We start from the raw sequence: 15,474 nt of genomic DNA on the forward strand, positions 1-15,474 counted from the left end.
GGCGGAGGCGGGTCAGGTGGTCACGGCCGGGGCGCCGTGCGTGTCCATGAGCGTTCCCCGCGTCGCGTGGTCGCCGCGACGCATCGGGGACAGATGTGACGCACCTGGTCCTCGGCCGTGATCACGTCTGTCGCCCGGAAGTCGAATGGCACGTGCGGGAACCGTCGAAGCCTCGAGCGGCTCAGTGCCAGCCCGCACAGCGTCTGATTGGTGCCGGCCGTCCACGCATGCACCTCGCCGCCCGGCCGGCGGATGCCATCGCCGCCGATGTGCTCGTCCGATGCCGCCACGGCCGCGGTCCGTACTTTCGCCATGACGCCTCGCCTTCCCTTTCCGCGCGCGGTTACGCCCCCAATAGGGGCATATCCGGCGCGAGCCGGGGTATCCGCCGGTCGAGAAGAAGGGGGATCGTGATGACCAATGTTCAGCAGCCGGAGCTCAGGCGCAGCGGTGAGTCGCCGACCACCAAGCAGCGCACCGAGGATGCCCATCCGGTCGCCGGGCCGCACGGCGGCCATGACAAGACCGGGAATCGGGCGACGCCCGCCGGGCAGGCGTCGCCGTACGGACCGGACGGCAAGACGGCCGACGACCACTCCTGAGGTCGATGAGTACGGCGGGTCGCCCGGGTCACCGAGACTCGGGCGACTCGGCCGTTTCTGGAATCTCCTCGATCCGGGGCTTGCGCGCTCCAGCTAGTCTGAAACGAGACTAGTTCGAATCGAGGAGAGTGCGGTGGCGGCTCAGGCGGATCCGATGAGCGGATGGTTGCGCGGCGCCCTGGAGCTGGCAGTGCTCGCGGTGCTCGCCGAGGAGGACCGGCACGGTTACGCGCTGGCACATCGCCTGGCGGAGCAGGGGCTGGGCACGGTGCGCGGCGGTGCGCTCTACCCGGTGCTCGGCAAGCTCGAGGCCTCCGGGGCCGTGCGCGCCACCTGGCAGCCCGGCGACGGCGGGCCGGGCCGCAAGGTCTACGCCATCACGGCGGACGGGCGCGACCGGCTGCTCGCCGAACGCGCCCGGTGGCAGGAGTTCGCCACGGCCTTCGCGCGCCTTCTCGATGTGGTCCACGCACCGGACGCCCGATTCGGGGAGGTACAGCCATGACAGAGCCGTTCGAGCAGTGGGAGCTGCGTGCCCGGGTCGCACTCGGGGACCAGGGCGTCGGACACCATCTGGCGAGCCCGATCATCGCCGACGTGAGGGCGCACTGTGCGTACTCGGGGGAGAGCCCTGCCGAGGCGTTCGGTGAGCCGGAGGACTTCGCCGCCGTGGCCGCGGCCGAGCAGGCGCCGCCGATCTCGTCCGGGAGGCGCGGGCGCACCTGGTTGCCTCGGCGGCCGATCCGGAGCAGGAGTTCGGTGCGGTCGACGACTATGCCCGGCGGCTGGCCGAGCACGAGCCGCGACGGCGTGAGCCGTGGTGGCGCTCCGGGCCCGCCGAGTTGCTCGTTCCGGCGATCGGCATCGCCTTCGGCGTGGATGCGTTTCTCGGGTGGCGCTCGGACGGGCACGAGTGGGCCGCCTTCGGGGTGGCCGCCCCGCTGACCGTGCTCTTCGCCTGGACTGTGGCCCGCCTGATCGGGCGGTACCTGCGGGAACGCCGGTCGGGAACGCCGGGGGAGTGAGACGATGGTGAGCAGATTGTTCAGCGTCGAGCCGGGCAGATCGGCCAGTCTGAACAATCTGCTCGCCGCAAACTGTGCGTGTTGTGCAGCCCGGGCGCTTTCACCAAGCTGGTGGCTGTCAGCCGACCTCAGCTCAAGGAGATCAGCGCCATGTCCGTGCACGACACGCTCACCAACGAGGAGCGGCTCGCGGAGCTCGACCTCGACACCCTCAAGCAGCTCGTCGGGCTTGTCGAGTACGACTCCGCCGGCGATCCGTTCCCCGTCACGGGCTGGGACGCGGTCGTGTGGGCGGTCGGCAACGCCACGCAGACCGCGCACTTCTTCCAGTCGGCGTTCGGCATGGAGCTGGTGGCGTACTCCGGTCCCGAGACCGGCAACCGGGACCACATGTCGTTCGTGCTCAAGAGCGGCGCGGTCCGGTTCGTGATCCAGGGCGGCGTGCAGCCGGACAGCCCGATCATCGCCCACCACGCCCGGCACGGCGACGGCATCACCGACATCGCCCTCGAGGTGCCCGACGTCGACCGGTGCGTCGCGCACGCCCGGGCCCAGGGCGCCACGATCCTCGAGGAGCCGCACGACGTCTCCGACGAGCACGGCACCGTCCGGATGGCCGCGATCGCCGCGTACGGCGACACCCGGCACACCCTGGTCAACCGCGCGAACTACTCCGGCCCCTACCTGCCGGGCTATGTCGCCCGCACCTCGTCGTTCCAGAAGCGGGAGGGCGCCCCGAAGCGGATCTTCCAGGCCCTCGACCACGTCGTCGGCAACGTCGAGCTGGGCGCCATGGACGAGTGGGTCGAGTTCTACAACCGGGTCATGGGCTTCACCAACATGGCCGAGTTCGTCGGCGACGACATCGCCACCGACTACTCCGCGCTGATGTCCAAGGTGGTCGCCTCCGGCAACCACCGGGTGAAGTTCCCGCTGAACGAGCCCGCCATCGGCAAGAAGAAGTCGCAGATCGACGAGTACCTGGAGTTCTACGGCGGGCCGGGCGCCCAGCATCTTGCGCTGGCCACCAACGACATCCTGCGCAGCGTGGACGTGCTGCGGGCCGAGGGCGTCGAGTTCCTCAACACGCCGGACTCGTACTACGAGGACCCGGAGCTGCGGGCGCGCATCGGCGAGGTCCGGGTGCCGATCGAGGAGCTGCAGAAGCGCGGCATCCTGGTCGACCGCGACGAGGACGGCTACCTGCTGCAGATCTTCACCAAGCCGATCGGCGACCGCCCGACGGTGTTCTTCGAGCTGATCGAGCGGCACGGCTCGCTCGGCTTCGGCAAGGGCAACTTCAAGGCGCTCTTCGAGGCGATCGAGCGCGAGCAGGAGCGGCGCGGTAACTTCTGATCGGCGCCGGGGCGGCCTCGGCCGCCCCGGCACTCGACTATCTCCGGATCGGGCGAACGGAGTCAGGCCATGGCGCACTACCAGCGGGCCGGCAGCATTCCGGCCAAACGGCATACGCAGCACCGTGATCCCCACGGCGCCCTCTACTACGAGGAGCTGATGGGCGAGGAGGGCTTCTCCTCGGACTCGTCGCTGCTCTACCACCGGCACGTTCCGTCGGCGATCGTCGACGCGCGCGCCTGGGATCTTCCCGACCAGGCGACCGTGCCGAACCAGCCGTTGCTGCCGCGGCACCTGAAGCTGCACGGGCTCTTCGGCGAGCAGGAGTGGAAGTCCCGCGACGCGGTGCGCGACCGCCGGCTCGTCCTCGGCAACGCCGACGTCCGGATCGCCTACGTCGTGGCCGGCGAGGCGTCGCCGCTGTACCGCAACGCCACCGGCGACGAGTGTGTCTACGTCGAGGCAGGCGCCGGCACCGTGGAGACGATCTTCGGTGACCTGGACGTCGGGTCCGGCGACTACGTGATCCTCCCGCGGGCGACCACCCACCGCTGGGTGCCGGCGGGCAACGAGCCGCTGCGCCTGTACGTCATCGAGGCGAACAGCCACATCGGCCCGCCCAAGCGGTATCTGTCGCGCTACGGGCAGTTCCTGGAGCACTCGCCGTACTGCGAACGCGACCTGCGGATGCCCGGCGCCCCCCGGGTGGTGGACGAGCAGGACGTCGAGATCTACATCAAGCATCGCGGCGACGGCCCCGCCGGGCTCGCCGGGACCGTGCACGTGGCGCCCCACCACCCCTTCGACGTGGTGGGCTGGGACGGCTGCCTGTACCCGTACGCGTTCAACATCGCCGACTTCGAGCCGATCACCGGGCGGGTCCACCAGCCGCCGCCGGTGCACCAGGTCTTCGAGGGGCACAACTTCGTCATCTGCAACTTCGTCCCGCGCAAGGTCGACTATCACCCGCTGGCCGTGCCGGTGCCGTACTACCACTCGAACGTGGACAGTGACGAGGTCATGTTCTACGTGGGCGGCGACTACGAGGCCCGCAAGGGTTCCGGCATCAACGTCGGCTCCATCTCGCTGCACCCCGGCGGTCACTCCCACGGCCCGCAGCCGAGCGCCATCGAGGGCAGCCTCGGCGCGGAGCGCTTCGACGAGCTCGCGGTCATGGTCGACACCTTCCGGCCGCTCGGCCTCGGCGAGGGCGGACGGGCCAGCGACGACGGAAAGTACGCCTGGACCTGGGCGGGACGAGGCCCGGCTTCGTGACCACGACCACGCCGGGCCGGCTCTTCCACGGCCTGCTGGACGACGCGGCCATCTTCCCGCCCGGCGACGCGCCGATGGCCGACGCCGTACGGGCGCATGTCGGCCGCTGGCAGTCGCCGCAAGCACCACTGCTCGGCCCGTTCATCTGCTCCCTGCCCCGGTGGGGAGAGCTGACGGCGGTGCTGAGCGGTGCACCGCCGCTGCCGTTGTCCCTCACCCTGCCGGGCGGTGCCGAGCAGGTCGCCGCCGCGGTCGCGGAGGTGGGCGCCGAGCCCGCCGTGCGTCTGGTGGCGCTGGAAGTGGCGGGGTCGGCCGAGACGTTGCCCGGGCTGGTCGCCACGCTCCACCGGCACGTGCCGCCGGGGGTCTCCGTCTACGTCGAGCTGCCCCTCGCTGACGTCACCGCGCCGCACATCGGCACCCTCGTCGGCGCCGGCCTGCGCCTCAAGATCCGCACCGGCGGCGTCGTCGCGGCGGCGTACCCCGGCGAGCGCGAGCTGGCGGGGGCCCTGCTGGCGGCCGTGCGGAGCGGCGCCGCCTTCAAGCTCACCGCGGGGCTGCACGACCCGGTCCGTCACCGGGATCCCGTCACCGGCTTCGAGCACCACGGGTTCCTGAACGTGATCCTGGCGACGGCCCGCGCGGTGGAGGGCTCCGGCGCGGACGCCGTCGCCGAGGCCCTGGCCGACCAGGACGGCGCACGGGTGGCGGCCGCGGTCGCCGCGATCGACGACTCCGCGGCGGGCCCGATCCGCCGGCACTTCATCAGCTTCGGCACGTGCAGCGTCAGCGAACCCATCGACGGCCTGCGGCACCACGGACTTCTCCCGGAGGACATGCGTTGACCACCGCCATTCCCGCCACCTGGCTCGACATCCCGGCGGACCACCCGTTCGGCATCGCCGCCCTGCCCTACGGGGTGTTCAGCACGGCCGCCCACCCGGGCGCCCGGCTGGGGGTCGCGATCGGCGAGATGATCCTGGACCTGGCGGCCGTCGCGGAGCTGCTGGCCCCGTCGCTGGCCCCCGCCGTCGCCGGGCCGTCGCTGGACGCGCTCCTGGCTGCCGGGCCGCGGGTGTGGTCGCAGGTCCGTTCCTCGGTGACCGCCTGGCTCACCGACGACACCCATCGCGACCAGGTCGGTGCGCACCTGGTGCCGGCGCGGGACGCGGTCATGCAGCTTCCGTTCACGGTCGCCGACTACGTCGACTTCTACGCCTCCGAGCAGCATGCGACCAACCTCGGGCGGATGTTCCGACCCGGTCAGGATCCGCTGACGCCGAACTGGAAGCACCTGCCGATCGGCTACCACGGGCGGGCCGGCACCGTCGTCTCCTCGGGCACCGGCATCGTCCGCCCGCGCGGCCAGCGCCGCGGCGCCGACGGTGAGATCACCTTCGGCCCGTCGCAGCGCCTCGACATCGAGGCCGAGCTGGGCTTCGTCGTGGGTACCGGTTCCCCACTCGGCCGGTCTGTCGGCCTGACCGATTTCGACGAGCACGTCTTCGGGGTCTGCCTGGTCAACGACTGGTCCGCCCGCGACATCCAGGCCTGGGAGTACGTGCCGCTGGGTCCGTTCCTCGGCAAGTCCTTCGCCACCTCGGTCTCGCCGTGGATCCTGCCGCTGGCCGCGCTCGACGCGGCCCGGGTGGCGCCGCCGGAGCGGACCGTGCCGCTGCTGCCGTACCTCGACGACGCCGCCACGCCGCCGTGGGGGTTGGATGTACGGCTCGAGGTGCGGCTCAACGGCCACGTCGTCTCCCGCCCGAGGTTCGAGGGGATGTACTGGACCGGCGCGCAGATGCTGGCCCACATGACGGCCAACGGCGCATCGCTGCGTACCGGCGACCTCTACGCCTCCGGCACGATCAGCGGCGAGCGTGCCGACCAACGGGGCTCGCTCATCGAGCTGTCCTGGGGCGGGGCGGAGCCGCTCTCGCTGCCGGACGGGACGACCCGCACCTTCCTCTCCGACGGCGACGAGGTCGTCATCACCGCGACGGCCCCCGGCCCCGGCGGCACGGTCATCGGCCTCGGCGAGGTCCGCGGCCGCATCCTCCCCTCGGGATAGCCGCCGCGCTCGTAGTCGACGTTCTCCCGGTGCCATGGCGGGAAGTGCCGGGTGACGCGATGCAGGTCACGTTCGGGGCATTCGGCCTCGGTGAAGCCTGCCAGCGGATGACCAGACGCGGGGTCAGTGGTGTGACGGGCTCACCGCCGAAGCGGAGGTGATACCAGTGTGGACGACGCTTCGGCGCCCACCCCGGAATGGGGCAGGAGTCCTACTCCTGGTGGGCGGGGAGTCGTCGGTCCGTCAGTGCGGCGCGGGCACGTCGGCGAAGGTCTCGGGCACGGACAGCATGCGGGCACTCGACGGCGGCCAGTAGGTGGCGAAGGCGCGGCCCACGATGTTGTCCACGGGCACCGTTCCGCCGTTCACGTCGAGGTGGGCGCGGGAGTCGGCGGACGCGCTGCGGTGGTCGCCGAGCAGGAACACCGATCCGGCCGGCACGGTGACGTCGAACGTCCGGTCCGACGGGCCATCGCCGCGGAACAGGTAGTCCTCGTCGAGGGCGCGGCCGTTGACGGTGATCCGGTTGGTGCCGTCGCAGCAGACCACGCGGTCGCCCGCCACGCCGACGACGCGCTTGATGAACTCCTGGTTGGCGCCGACCGTCCACCCGGACGGCGGCCTGAACACCACGATCTCCCCGCGCTCGGGGCTTCCCATCCGATAACTGATCTTGTCGACCAGGACCTTGTCGTCGATGAGCAGGGTCTGCTCCATCGAGCCGGACGGGATGTAGAACGTCTGCAGCACGTACGCGCGGACGCCGACCGCGACCAGGACGCCGACGACGGCGAGGATGAGCAGTTCTCTCAGGCGCGACCATGCTGACCGCTGCTTGCGGTCCTTGTCGCTGTCGGTCTGTGTCGGCACGGACGCAGCGTACCTTCCCGCGCACATCATGATCAGTGTCCGATGCGCGGGAGGCCTTCTGATCACCATGAGTGATGTCCGTCGAGCGCAGCGGGATGACTATTCACTCGCTTGAATTGTTGTGGGGCCACCTTTCCGGGTTCCGGATCGTAACGGGCGAGCGCCGGTTGCGGTCCCTACCTGGATATTGCCACCGCGCGGCCCCGGAATTCCGGGAAAGCAGCTCCAGGGACCGAGCGCGACCTAACAACATGCCGTACGCGCTGCGGCTGACCGGCCCGCTCGACGTGCCGGCGCTGCGGGCCGCGCCGGCCGACCTGCTGGAGCGCCACGAGAGCCTGCGTACCGTGTTCGCCGAGCGCGACGGCGTCCCGCACCAGGTCGTCCTCGACCGGGCCACGGTGGCGATCGAGCGGCCGGCGGGCGACCCGGCGGCGTGGACGGCGGAGGCGGCGCACCGCCCGTTCGACCTGTCCCGGGACCTGCCGCTGCGCACCCACCTTCAGACCGGCCCGGACGGGCACCTTCTGCTGCTCGTGCTGCACCACATCGCCGCGGACGGCTGGTCGGTCGGCCCGCTGCTGCGGGACCTGTCGGCCGCGTACGCCGCCCGGCACGGCGGCACCGCCCCGGCGTGGACGGCCCTGCCCGTGCAGTACGCCGACTAGTGCTCCTGGCGGGCCTGGAGGTGCTGGCGGTGGCCGGCGAGGCGGTGCCCGTCGAGGTGGTGGACCGGGTGAAGCTCGTGACCCTGTTTCAGCACACCGTCCCGGCGGGCGACAAGCCGGGTTTCTTCGCCGCGATGCAGGCCCTGTTGACGGCGACGTTCTCGGTCGCGTCCCTCACCTTCGGGTTCCTGGGTGACGTCCTGTCGCCGCAGACACTGTGCCTGATCCAGGCGGCCGGCTTCGTCCCCGTAGCCCTGGCCCTGCTGGCCGTGCGGCGCCGCGAACCCGTCCCGGCTGTCGTAGGGTCTGCGGCATGACGCAGCAGACACACACCCTCGTCACGCCCGATGTGGACCTGGTCTACGACGTCCGCGGTCCGCTTCCCCCGGCCGGCGGCCGCGCGCTGCTGATGATCGGCCAGCCGATGACCGCGGAGGGCTTCGCCGCGCTCGCCGCCCACTTCACCGACCGGACGGTGGTCACCTACGACCCCCGCGGCCTGGGCCGCAGCGTCCGCAAGGACGGCCGGTCCGACCACACGCCCCAGGATCAGGCGGCCGACCTGCACCTGCTGATCGAGGAACTGGGCGGCCCGGTGGACGTGTTCGCCAGCAGCGGCGGCGCGGTGACCGCGCTCGAGCTGGTCGCGACCCACCCCGGCGACGTCGCCACGCTGGTCGCCCACGAGCCGCCGATCAACGCCGTGCTCCCCGACGCCGAGGCCGCCGCCCGCGCCCGGGCCGGCTTCCACGAGGCGTACCAGGCGAAAGGCTTCGGAGCGGGTATGGCCGCCTTCGTCGCGATGACCTCCTGGCGGGGCGAGTTCACCGACGCCTACTTCGCCCAGCCCGCCGGCGACCCGGCCGCACTCGGCATGCCGGCCGGCGACGACGGCACCCGCGACGACCCGCTGCTGTCGCGCAAGTCGTGGGCGATCACCGACTACCGCCCCGACCCGGCCGCCCTCCGGGCGGCGTCGACCCGGATCGTCATCGCGGTCGGCGAGGAGTCGGAGGGCACGTACACCGCGCGTACGGCCCACGGCACGGCGGCGCTGCTCGGCCAGGAGGCGACGGTCTTTCCGAGCCACCACGGCGGCTTCCTCGGCGGCGAGTTCGGCTACGCCGGCAAGCCCGAGGAGTTCGCGGCCCGGCTCCGCGAGGTCCTGGCGGCACAACGATGATCCACCACGTCCAGCTCGCCTGCCCGCCCGGCAGCGAGGAAGCCCTGCGCACCTTCTAAGGCGGCGTCCCGGGACTGCAGGAGATCCCCAAGCCTCCCGTCCTGGCGACCCGCGGCGGATGCTGGTTGCGCGGTCACGGCATCGAACTGCACCTCGGCGTGGAGCAGGACTTCCGGCCGGCCCGCAAGGCGCACCCCCGGCCTGCTGGTCGACGACCTCGACGAGTGGGCGGCGCGGCTGCGCACGGCGGGCTGAGGACCATGCCGCATCGCCTCGCTACGCGGGTGACTTGCGACCGCGTTGAGGTGCCAGGAGTTCGTGGGCGCCTCGGAGACGGGTGGTGAGGCGGGACTGGGTCGTGGTGCAGTCCAGGCGGACGTCGAGGGGCCCGGGTGGGCCGGACGTGGCGCGCAGGCCGGTGGGCAGGGCTGTCTCGTCGAGACCGTCGCGGCGGGCGATGAGGGTGCCGAGGTGGTGGCGGCTGACGGGGTCGGGGCCGGCAAGGTGGTGGATTCCGGCGTGCGGGGAGGCGGCCAGCTCCAGCAGCGCCGCGGCGAGGTCGCCGACGTGGATCGGGCACCGGATGTCGTCGGTGAACAGGGCGCCCGTCTCGGCGCCCGTGGCGAGCGCGTGCACGAAGGTCTCGTGCACCGAGTCGCCGTCGCCGATGATGAGGGAGGTCCGGGCGATGACGGCGGTGGGGTCGAGGCCCTTGACCGCCGTCTCGGCCGCGGCCTTGGCGGCGCCGTACGGGGTGATGGGATCGGGAAGGGCCGTCTCGTCGTAGTGGACCGCCCGGCCGGAGAAGATCGCGTCGCTGGACACGTGCACGAGCCGGGCTCCGGCCGCCGCTGCCGCCGCCGTGACGTGCGTGGCACCGTCCGCCGTGGTCGCCCAGTCCGACTGCCGGTACGCGGCGTTGACGACCACGGCCGGTCGGATCCGGCTCACCAGCGCGGTCACGTGATCGCGGCGCCGGATGTCGAGCGCCTGCCAGTCGACGCCGGTGACGGGCGAGGGTCGGCTGTGGAAGGTGGCCGCGACCCGGGCTCCGGCGTCGCGGGCCCGCCGGGTCACCTTCCGGCCGAGGAAGCCGCTGCCGCCCACCACGAGAAGATCCATGTGAACAGGTTAGGCGGCCCGCGGGTCACGGCCGACGGTGTCCCGTTACCGCTCCGATAGCGAACCTTCCGGTGCTCTTAAGGCGACGCCGCTCACACTCCCAGCGTCACGATGATCGATTCGGGCCTGGGGAGGACCACTCGTGAAGCATGCGAGGAAGAGCAGAGCCGCGCTCCGTGCGACGGTGTTCGGCGGGGTTACGCTGGTCGTCCTCGGTGCCGGGGCGGTCGTCACGGCCGGGTACTCGGGCAGCGCCGGGGTGACGCCGCCGGATGCGGCCGACCGGCTGGCGCTCAGCACGGCCGCGGCGGACCAGTACGTCACGGGTGCCTCGACCGGCTTCACGAAGGGCTCGGAGGAGAAGTACAGCCGCCAGCAGGTGACCTCGACCCAGCGCGGCCTGACCTACGTCAGCTACGCCCGTTCTTATAAGGATCTTCCGGTTTTCGTCGGTGGTGACGCCGTCGTGGTGACCGACCGCGACGGCATCGTTCGGGGGAGCGCCGCCGGGGCCGGGCCGCTCAAGGTCTCGACCAAGGCCACGGTGACCGCGAAGCAGGCGAGCGCCACCGCGCTGCGTAAGCACCCCGGTGCCGTCAGTGGTACGCCGAAGCTCGGCGTGATCGCGGAGGACGACGGCCGGCTGGTGTGGGAGGTCGTCGTCGAGGGCCGGGGCGACCACGGTCCGAGCCGGGCGCACGCCTACGTCGACGCGCGCACCGGTACCTACGTCGGCTCCTGGGACGAGATCGCCGGGGGCACGGGCAACGGCCACTACAACGGCACGGTGCAGATCGGAACGACCGGCAGCGGCGGCCAGTTCGAGATGCGGGACCCGGCGCGGGGCAACATGCGCACGGTGAACGACGCCGGCGGCCGGGCCTTCACCGACGCCGACGACAAGTGGGGCAACGGCCGCGGCACCGACCTGGTGACCGGCGCGGTCGACACCCAGTACGCCGCCGCCACGATGTGGGACATGCTGAAGAGCAAGTTCCAGCGCGACGGCATCGACGGCAAGGGGCGCACCGCCGCCATGTTCGTCGGCCTGGACGACGTCAACGCGTTCTACAGCTGCGCCGGCACCGGAGACGCGAGCCGCGACGAGACCAAGTACGGGCACACCGAGGACAACGCCCGGCAGGTCAACTCGGTGGACGTGGTCGCGCACGAGCTGGGTCACGGCCTGTTCTGCCACACCCCGGGCGGCAGCCGGGGCACGTCGAACGAGACCGGCGGCCTCAACGAGGGCACCGGCGACATCTTCGGCACGCTCGCCGAGCACTTCGCCGCGAACCCGAACGACCCGGCCGACTACCTCGTCGGCGAGGAGGTCGACCTGGTCGGCGAGGGTCCGATCCGCACCATGTTCGACCCGTCCAAGAGCGGCGACCCGAACTGCTGGTCCACCGCGATCCCGCGCACCGAGGTGCACTCGGCGGCCGGCCCGCTCAACCACTGGTTCTACCTGGCCGCGGAGGGTTCGAAGCCCCAGGGCAAGCCGGCCAGCCCCTCGTGCAACGGCAAGTCCGTCACCGGCATCGGGCTGTGGGAGGCGGGGGAGATCTACTACCACGCCCTGCTGCGCAAGACGTCCGGCTGGACCTACTCGCAGGTGCGCAAGGCGACCCTGGACGCCACCCGCGAGCTGTATCCGAACGGTTGCGCCGAGTTCGACGCGGTCAAGGCCGCCTGGGACGCGGTGAGTGTGCCGGCGCAGAACGACCCCACGTGTACGGCGCAGCCCGGCCCCGCGCCGAAGCCCACGCCGTCCGCGTCCACTCCCGCGCCGAAGCCGTCGGCCAGCACGCCCACGACTCCCGGCGGCCAGAGCGTCGGCGCACCGGATGTCGACGGGGCCAAGATCGAGGCGCACCTGGAGGAGTTCGCCCGCATCGCCGAGGACAACGGCGGCAACCGGGCCCACGGCACCGCCGGGTACAAGGCGTCGCTCGACTACGTCAAGGCGAAGCTGGACGCCGCGGGATACACGACGCGGATCCACCAGTTCACCTCCGGCGGTAGGACCGGCTTCAACCTGATCGCCGACCTGCCCGGCCGCGGCGACCCGAACCAGGTCGTGATGCTCGGTGCGCATCTGGACAGCGTCGACGAAGGCCCCGGCATCAACGACAACGCCAGCGGCTCCGCCGGTGTCCTGGAGGTCGCCCTGGCCTACGCCGCCTCCGGCGCCAAGGGCGACAAGGCCATCCGCTTCGGCTGGTGGGGTGCGGAGGAGGACGGCCTGGTCGGCTCCAAGGCGTACGTGAACTCGCTGTCCGCCGCCGAGAAGGCCAAGGTGACCGCCTACCTCAACTTCGACATGATCGGTTCACCCAACCCGGGGTACTTCGTCTACAACGACGACGCCAAGGGCGGTTTCATCACCCAGGCCTTCCAGGAGGGCTTCGCCGCCGAGCGCATCGAGTCGGAGGGCGTCGGCCTGCGCGGCCGCTCGGACCACGCCTCGTTCATGGCGGCCGGGATCCCCAGTGGCGGCACGGCGACGCTGAGCCTCGCGGCGACGATGAGCCAGGCCCAGGCGCAGCGGTGGGGCGGCGAGGCCGGGCAGCCGTTCGACCCCTGCTACCACAAGGACTGCGACACGCTCGACAACATCAGCGCCGCCGCACTGGACACGCACACCGATGTGGCCGCGTACGCCGCCTGGAAGCTGACCGGGGTGAAGGCGCCGGTGGAGCCGGCCGGCACGCGGGTGTCGAACGACTCGGAGTTCCCGATCCGCGACCGGGCGGCCGTCGAGTCCCCGATCACCGTGCAGCAGCAGGGCCAGGCGCCGGCCACGCTGAAGGTGGACCTCGACATCACCCACCCGTTCCGCGGTGACCTGGAGATCCACCTGCTGGCGCCGGACGGCACCGCGTACCTGATCAAGAAGGCGAGCCGTTTCGACCGGGCCGACGACGTCAAGCTCAGCCACACCGTCGACGCCTCGGCGGAGCGGGCGAGCGGCACCTGGAAGCTGCGGGTGCGCGACCTCTACTCGGGTGACACCGGCACATTGCGTTCCTGGGGCCTGACCTTCTAGGTCAGGGGCACTGGTCGGGGGCGGTTCCGTGGTGGGCACGGACCGCCCCCGACCGCTATGGTCGGCACTCGATCTTTCGACCGGCGGTGCTCCTGGAATGAGACGCAGTTACGTTCGCGTCGCCCTCGCGGTGACGACGCTGGTGGCCCTGGCGTTCGTCATCCCGCTCGCCCTGCTCGTGCAGACGGCCGCGCAGGACCGCGCGATGCGCGAGGCGGAACGGCAGGCCCTCGGCCTGTCGGCCGTGGTGGTGGTCGCCAAGGACCGCGATCTCGTGCGCAATTCCATCGAGAGTACGCAAGCCGGTCACGAGGGACGGCTCGCCGCACATCTGCCGGCGATGGGTACGATCGGCACTTCCCGCGTCGACGCCGGCATCGTCCTTCAGGTCCGGCAGCAGCAGAGCGCGGGCACCGTCGAGGTGGACGGCGGCCGGGCGTACCTGCGCCCGGTGGCCCTGCCCGAGGGGCTCATCGCGGTGATCGAGGTGTACGTGCCGACGGCCTCGCTGCGCTCCGGGGTCGCCCTGGCCTGGCTGGTGCTCATCGCCGAGGCGATCGTGCTGGTGGGGGTCTCGACGTTCCTCGCGGACCGGCTCGCCGCCCGGGTGGTGCGCGCGACCGGCGATCTCGCCCGGACCGCCGCCAGCCTCGGCGGCGGCAGCCTGCACGCCCGGGTCCAGCCGAGCGGCCCCCGCGAGATCGAGGAGGTCGGCGGCGCGCTCAACGTCCTCGCCGAGCGGTTCGTCGAGCTGCTCGCCACCGAGCGTGCGCTGGCCGCGAACCTGTCGCACCGGCTGCGGGTACCGCTGACGGCGCTGCGGCTGAACACCGAGGCGCTGCCGGCCGGCGCGGACCGGGACCGCCAGCTTCGGGTGGTCGATCGGCTGGAGAACGAGATCAACGCGGTGATCGTGGAGGCGGCCCGTCCGCTGGCGGCGCGGCCGCGGCTGCGGTGCGACCTGGGCGCCGTCGTGGCCGACCGTACGGAGTTCTGGGGCGCCCTGGCCGAGGACCAGGGCCGGCCGTGGCAGGCCGACCCGCCGCCCGAGGGCATCACCGTGCCGGCGGCCTTCTCGGTCGTCGCCGAGGCGCTGGACGTGCTGCTGGGCAACGTCTTCCACCACACGCCGGAGACGGCGGCCTGCCGGGTGTCCGTGCAGCGCGGTCCCGACGGGGCGTCGGTCACGGTGGAGGACGCCGGGCCGGGCTTCCGCGACCCGGAGGCGGCGGTGTCACGGGGCGCCAGCGACGCCGACTCCACGGGGCTGGGCCTGGACATCGCCCGGCGCCTCGCCGCCGACACCGGTGGCCGGTTCGCCGTCGGCCGTGGCGAGCTCGGCGGCGCCCGGGTCGTGCTGACGCTGGGCCTGGCGGCCGAGGACGTGCCGGCGCCGGCGCCCCGCCGAGGCCTGTGGTCGCGCCTCACCGGCGCGCGATCGGGCGGCAGCGGCGCGCACGCCCGGCGCTAGCTAGATCCGGCTCGGCCCGCGTCGTCCGGCGCTACGGGGTTGGCTCAGCCCCGCGTCGTCCGGCGCCACGGGTCGGCTCAGCCCGCGTCGTCCGGCGCGGACAGCCGGATGCCCACTCCGCGGACGGTGTGCAGATAGCGCGGCGCGGCGGCCCGCTCGCCCAGCTTGCGCCGCAGCCAGGTGACGTGGACGTCGACCGTCTCGAGTGAGCGGCTCTCCGAGCACCAGACGTCGTCGAGCAACTGGCGCCGGGTGACCACCTTGCCGGCCCGCTGCATGAGATAGGCGAGCAGGTCGAACTCGAGCCGGGAGAGTTGCAGCGGCGCGCCGTCGAGCGAGGCGGTCCGCGCCTCCGGATCGAGCTTGATGCCGCCCAGGGTGAGGGTGCTCACCTCGGGCGCGGCCCCGCGGCGCAGCACCGCCGCGATCCGCGCCTCCAACTGCTCGGCGGAGTACGGCTTGACCACGTAGTCGTCCGCCCCGGCGCGCAACAGGCTGATCATCTCGCTCTCCGCGCCACGGGCGGTCGCGACGACGACCGGCACCGCGGAGGTGGCGCGGATGCGGCGCAGCACCGTCGCGCCGTCGAGATCCGGCAGGTTGAGGTCGAGCACCACGACGTCGGGACGCCAACTGGCCAGCTCCCGCAGCCCGTCGAGGGCGGCCGCACAGAGCCGTACGACGTGTCCGGTCACCGAGAGTAAGCGCTCGATGGCTTCACGGATGTCCCGATCGTCCTCGATCACCAGCACCTGAGCCATGCTCACAATCTATCGATCGCT

15 protein-coding genes and 1 pseudogene are annotated in these 15,474 nt (G+C 72.0%); 13 read left to right on the forward strand and 3 right to left on the reverse strand.

The features are described 5' to 3' along the window. Positions 1–413 precede the first annotated feature (413 nt). The 7 genes from EDD30_RS34765 (at position 414) to fahA (ending at position 6,329) form a co-directional block, all read left to right on the forward strand. A complete protein-coding gene (locus tag EDD30_RS34765; RefSeq protein WP_071804734.1) occupies positions 414–602 on the forward strand; it encodes a hypothetical protein in 189 nt (62 codons plus the stop codon). 133 nt (positions 603–735) lie between these two features. Further along, positions 736–1,107 (forward strand): PadR family transcriptional regulator, encoded by a 372-nt coding sequence (locus EDD30_RS34770; protein WP_244945507.1) that lies wholly within the window; start codon positions 736–738, stop codon positions 1,105–1,107. 370 nt (positions 1,108–1,477) lie between these two features. Next, positions 1,478–1,627: a hypothetical protein gene (locus EDD30_RS39580; protein ID WP_170047224.1), complete on the forward strand. Its 150-nt coding sequence runs from the start codon at positions 1,478–1,480 to the stop codon at positions 1,625–1,627. A 150-nt stretch (positions 1,628–1,777) separates the two neighbouring features. Beyond that, entirely contained in the window at positions 1,778–2,983 is a 1,206-nt protein-coding gene (gene hppD, locus EDD30_RS34780; protein WP_071804732.1) for a 4-hydroxyphenylpyruvate dioxygenase, read from the forward strand. A gap of 69 nt (positions 2,984–3,052) precedes the next feature. Continuing rightward, positions 3,053–4,258: a homogentisate 1,2-dioxygenase gene (locus EDD30_RS34785; protein ID WP_071804731.1), complete on the forward strand. Its 1,206-nt coding sequence runs from the start codon at positions 3,053–3,055 to the stop codon at positions 4,256–4,258. Beyond that, the gene (locus EDD30_RS39585; RefSeq protein WP_071804730.1) at positions 4,255–5,103 is read left to right on the forward strand and encodes a hypothetical protein; all 849 of its coding nucleotides are present in this window, start codon (positions 4,255–4,257) and stop codon (positions 5,101–5,103) included. The genes EDD30_RS34785 and EDD30_RS39585 overlap by 4 nt, the downstream gene beginning before the upstream one ends. Further along, positions 5,100–6,329 carry a fumarylacetoacetase gene (fahA, locus tag EDD30_RS34795; protein ID WP_244945508.1) on the forward strand — a complete coding sequence of 410 codons (1,230 nt, stop codon included), beginning with the start codon at positions 5,100–5,102 and terminating at the stop codon, positions 6,327–6,329. Before EDD30_RS39585 ends, fahA begins: the two co-directional genes overlap by 4 nt. 243 nt (positions 6,330–6,572) lie before the next feature. Here fahA and lepB read toward each other — a convergent pair whose 3' ends face one another. After that, complete coding sequence (gene lepB, locus EDD30_RS34800) at positions 6,573–7,199, reverse strand: signal peptidase I (RefSeq protein ID WP_244945509.1); 627 nt, start codon at positions 7,197–7,199, stop codon at positions 6,573–6,575. Positions 7,200–7,450: 251 nt separating this feature from the next. Here lepB and EDD30_RS34805 point away from each other — a divergent pair, with 251 nt between their 5' ends. From EDD30_RS34805 to EDD30_RS41215, 4 genes and pseudogenes are all read left to right on the forward strand, one after another. After that, positions 7,451–7,867, forward strand: coding sequence for a condensation domain-containing protein (locus EDD30_RS34805; RefSeq protein WP_211353765.1), 417 nt, complete (start codon positions 7,451–7,453; stop codon positions 7,865–7,867). Positions 7,868–7,896: 29 nt separating this feature from the next. Continuing rightward, the gene (locus tag EDD30_RS34810) at positions 7,897–8,184 is read left to right on the forward strand and encodes a hypothetical protein (RefSeq protein ID WP_244945510.1); all 288 of its coding nucleotides are present in this window, start codon (positions 7,897–7,899) and stop codon (positions 8,182–8,184) included. Further along, positions 8,181–9,050: an alpha/beta fold hydrolase gene (locus EDD30_RS34815; RefSeq protein ID WP_071804729.1), complete on the forward strand. Its 870-nt coding sequence runs from the start codon at positions 8,181–8,183 to the stop codon at positions 9,048–9,050. Before EDD30_RS34810 ends, EDD30_RS34815 begins: the two co-directional genes overlap by 4 nt. Then, positions 9,047–9,302: pseudogene (locus tag EDD30_RS41215) on the forward strand (VOC family protein); the annotation flags it as partial. The gene EDD30_RS34815 and the pseudogene EDD30_RS41215, both read left to right, overlap by 4 nt. A 24-nt stretch (positions 9,303–9,326) precedes the next feature. Here the strand turns inward: EDD30_RS41215 and EDD30_RS34825 are convergent. Continuing rightward, positions 9,327–10,172, reverse strand: coding sequence for an SDR family oxidoreductase (locus EDD30_RS34825; RefSeq protein ID WP_071804728.1), 846 nt, complete (start codon positions 10,170–10,172; stop codon positions 9,327–9,329). Positions 10,173–10,431: 259 nt separating this feature from the next. Here EDD30_RS34825 and EDD30_RS34830 point away from each other — a divergent pair, with 259 nt between their 5' ends. Together EDD30_RS34830 and EDD30_RS34835 are read left to right on the forward strand one after the other, a co-directional pair. After that, complete coding sequence (locus EDD30_RS34830) at positions 10,432–13,221, forward strand: M28 family peptidase (protein ID WP_394328234.1); 2,790 nt, start codon at positions 10,432–10,434, stop codon at positions 13,219–13,221. A 97-nt stretch (positions 13,222–13,318) separates the two neighbouring features. Continuing rightward, positions 13,319–14,692: a sensor histidine kinase gene (locus EDD30_RS34835; protein WP_071804727.1), complete on the forward strand. Its 1,374-nt coding sequence runs from the start codon at positions 13,319–13,321 to the stop codon at positions 14,690–14,692. Between the two features lie 77 nt (positions 14,693–14,769). Here EDD30_RS34835 and EDD30_RS34840 read toward each other — a convergent pair whose 3' ends face one another. Further along, complete coding sequence (locus EDD30_RS34840) at positions 14,770–15,444, reverse strand: response regulator transcription factor (RefSeq protein WP_071804746.1); 675 nt, start codon at positions 15,442–15,444, stop codon at positions 14,770–14,772. Positions 15,445–15,474: the final 30 nt, after the last annotated feature.

Source organism: Couchioplanes caeruleus (assembly GCF_003751945.1).
Classification (GTDB): domain Bacteria; phylum Actinomycetota; class Actinomycetes; order Mycobacteriales; family Micromonosporaceae; genus Actinoplanes; species Actinoplanes caeruleus.

Coding starts and splice junctions, on each gene's coding strand:
- EDD30_RS34765 (WP_071804734.1), top strand. CDS start 414: ATGACCAATGTTCAGCAGCCGGAGCTCAGGCGCAGCGGTGAGTCGCCG.
- hppD (WP_071804732.1), top strand. CDS start 1,778: ATGTCCGTGCACGACACGCTCACCAACGAGGAGCGGCTCGCGGAGCTC.
- EDD30_RS34785 (WP_071804731.1), top strand. CDS start 3,053: ATGGCGCACTACCAGCGGGCCGGCAGCATTCCGGCCAAACGGCATACG.
- EDD30_RS34805 (WP_211353765.1), top strand. CDS start 7,451: ATGCCGTACGCGCTGCGGCTGACCGGCCCGCTCGACGTGCCGGCGCTG.
- EDD30_RS34815 (WP_071804729.1), top strand. CDS start 8,181: ATGACGCAGCAGACACACACCCTCGTCACGCCCGATGTGGACCTGGTC.
- EDD30_RS34825 (WP_071804728.1), bottom strand. CDS start 10,172: ATGGATCTTCTCGTGGTGGGCGGCAGCGGCTTCCTCGGCCGGAAGGTG.
- EDD30_RS34835 (WP_071804727.1), top strand. CDS start 13,319: ATGAGACGCAGTTACGTTCGCGTCGCCCTCGCGGTGACGACGCTGGTG.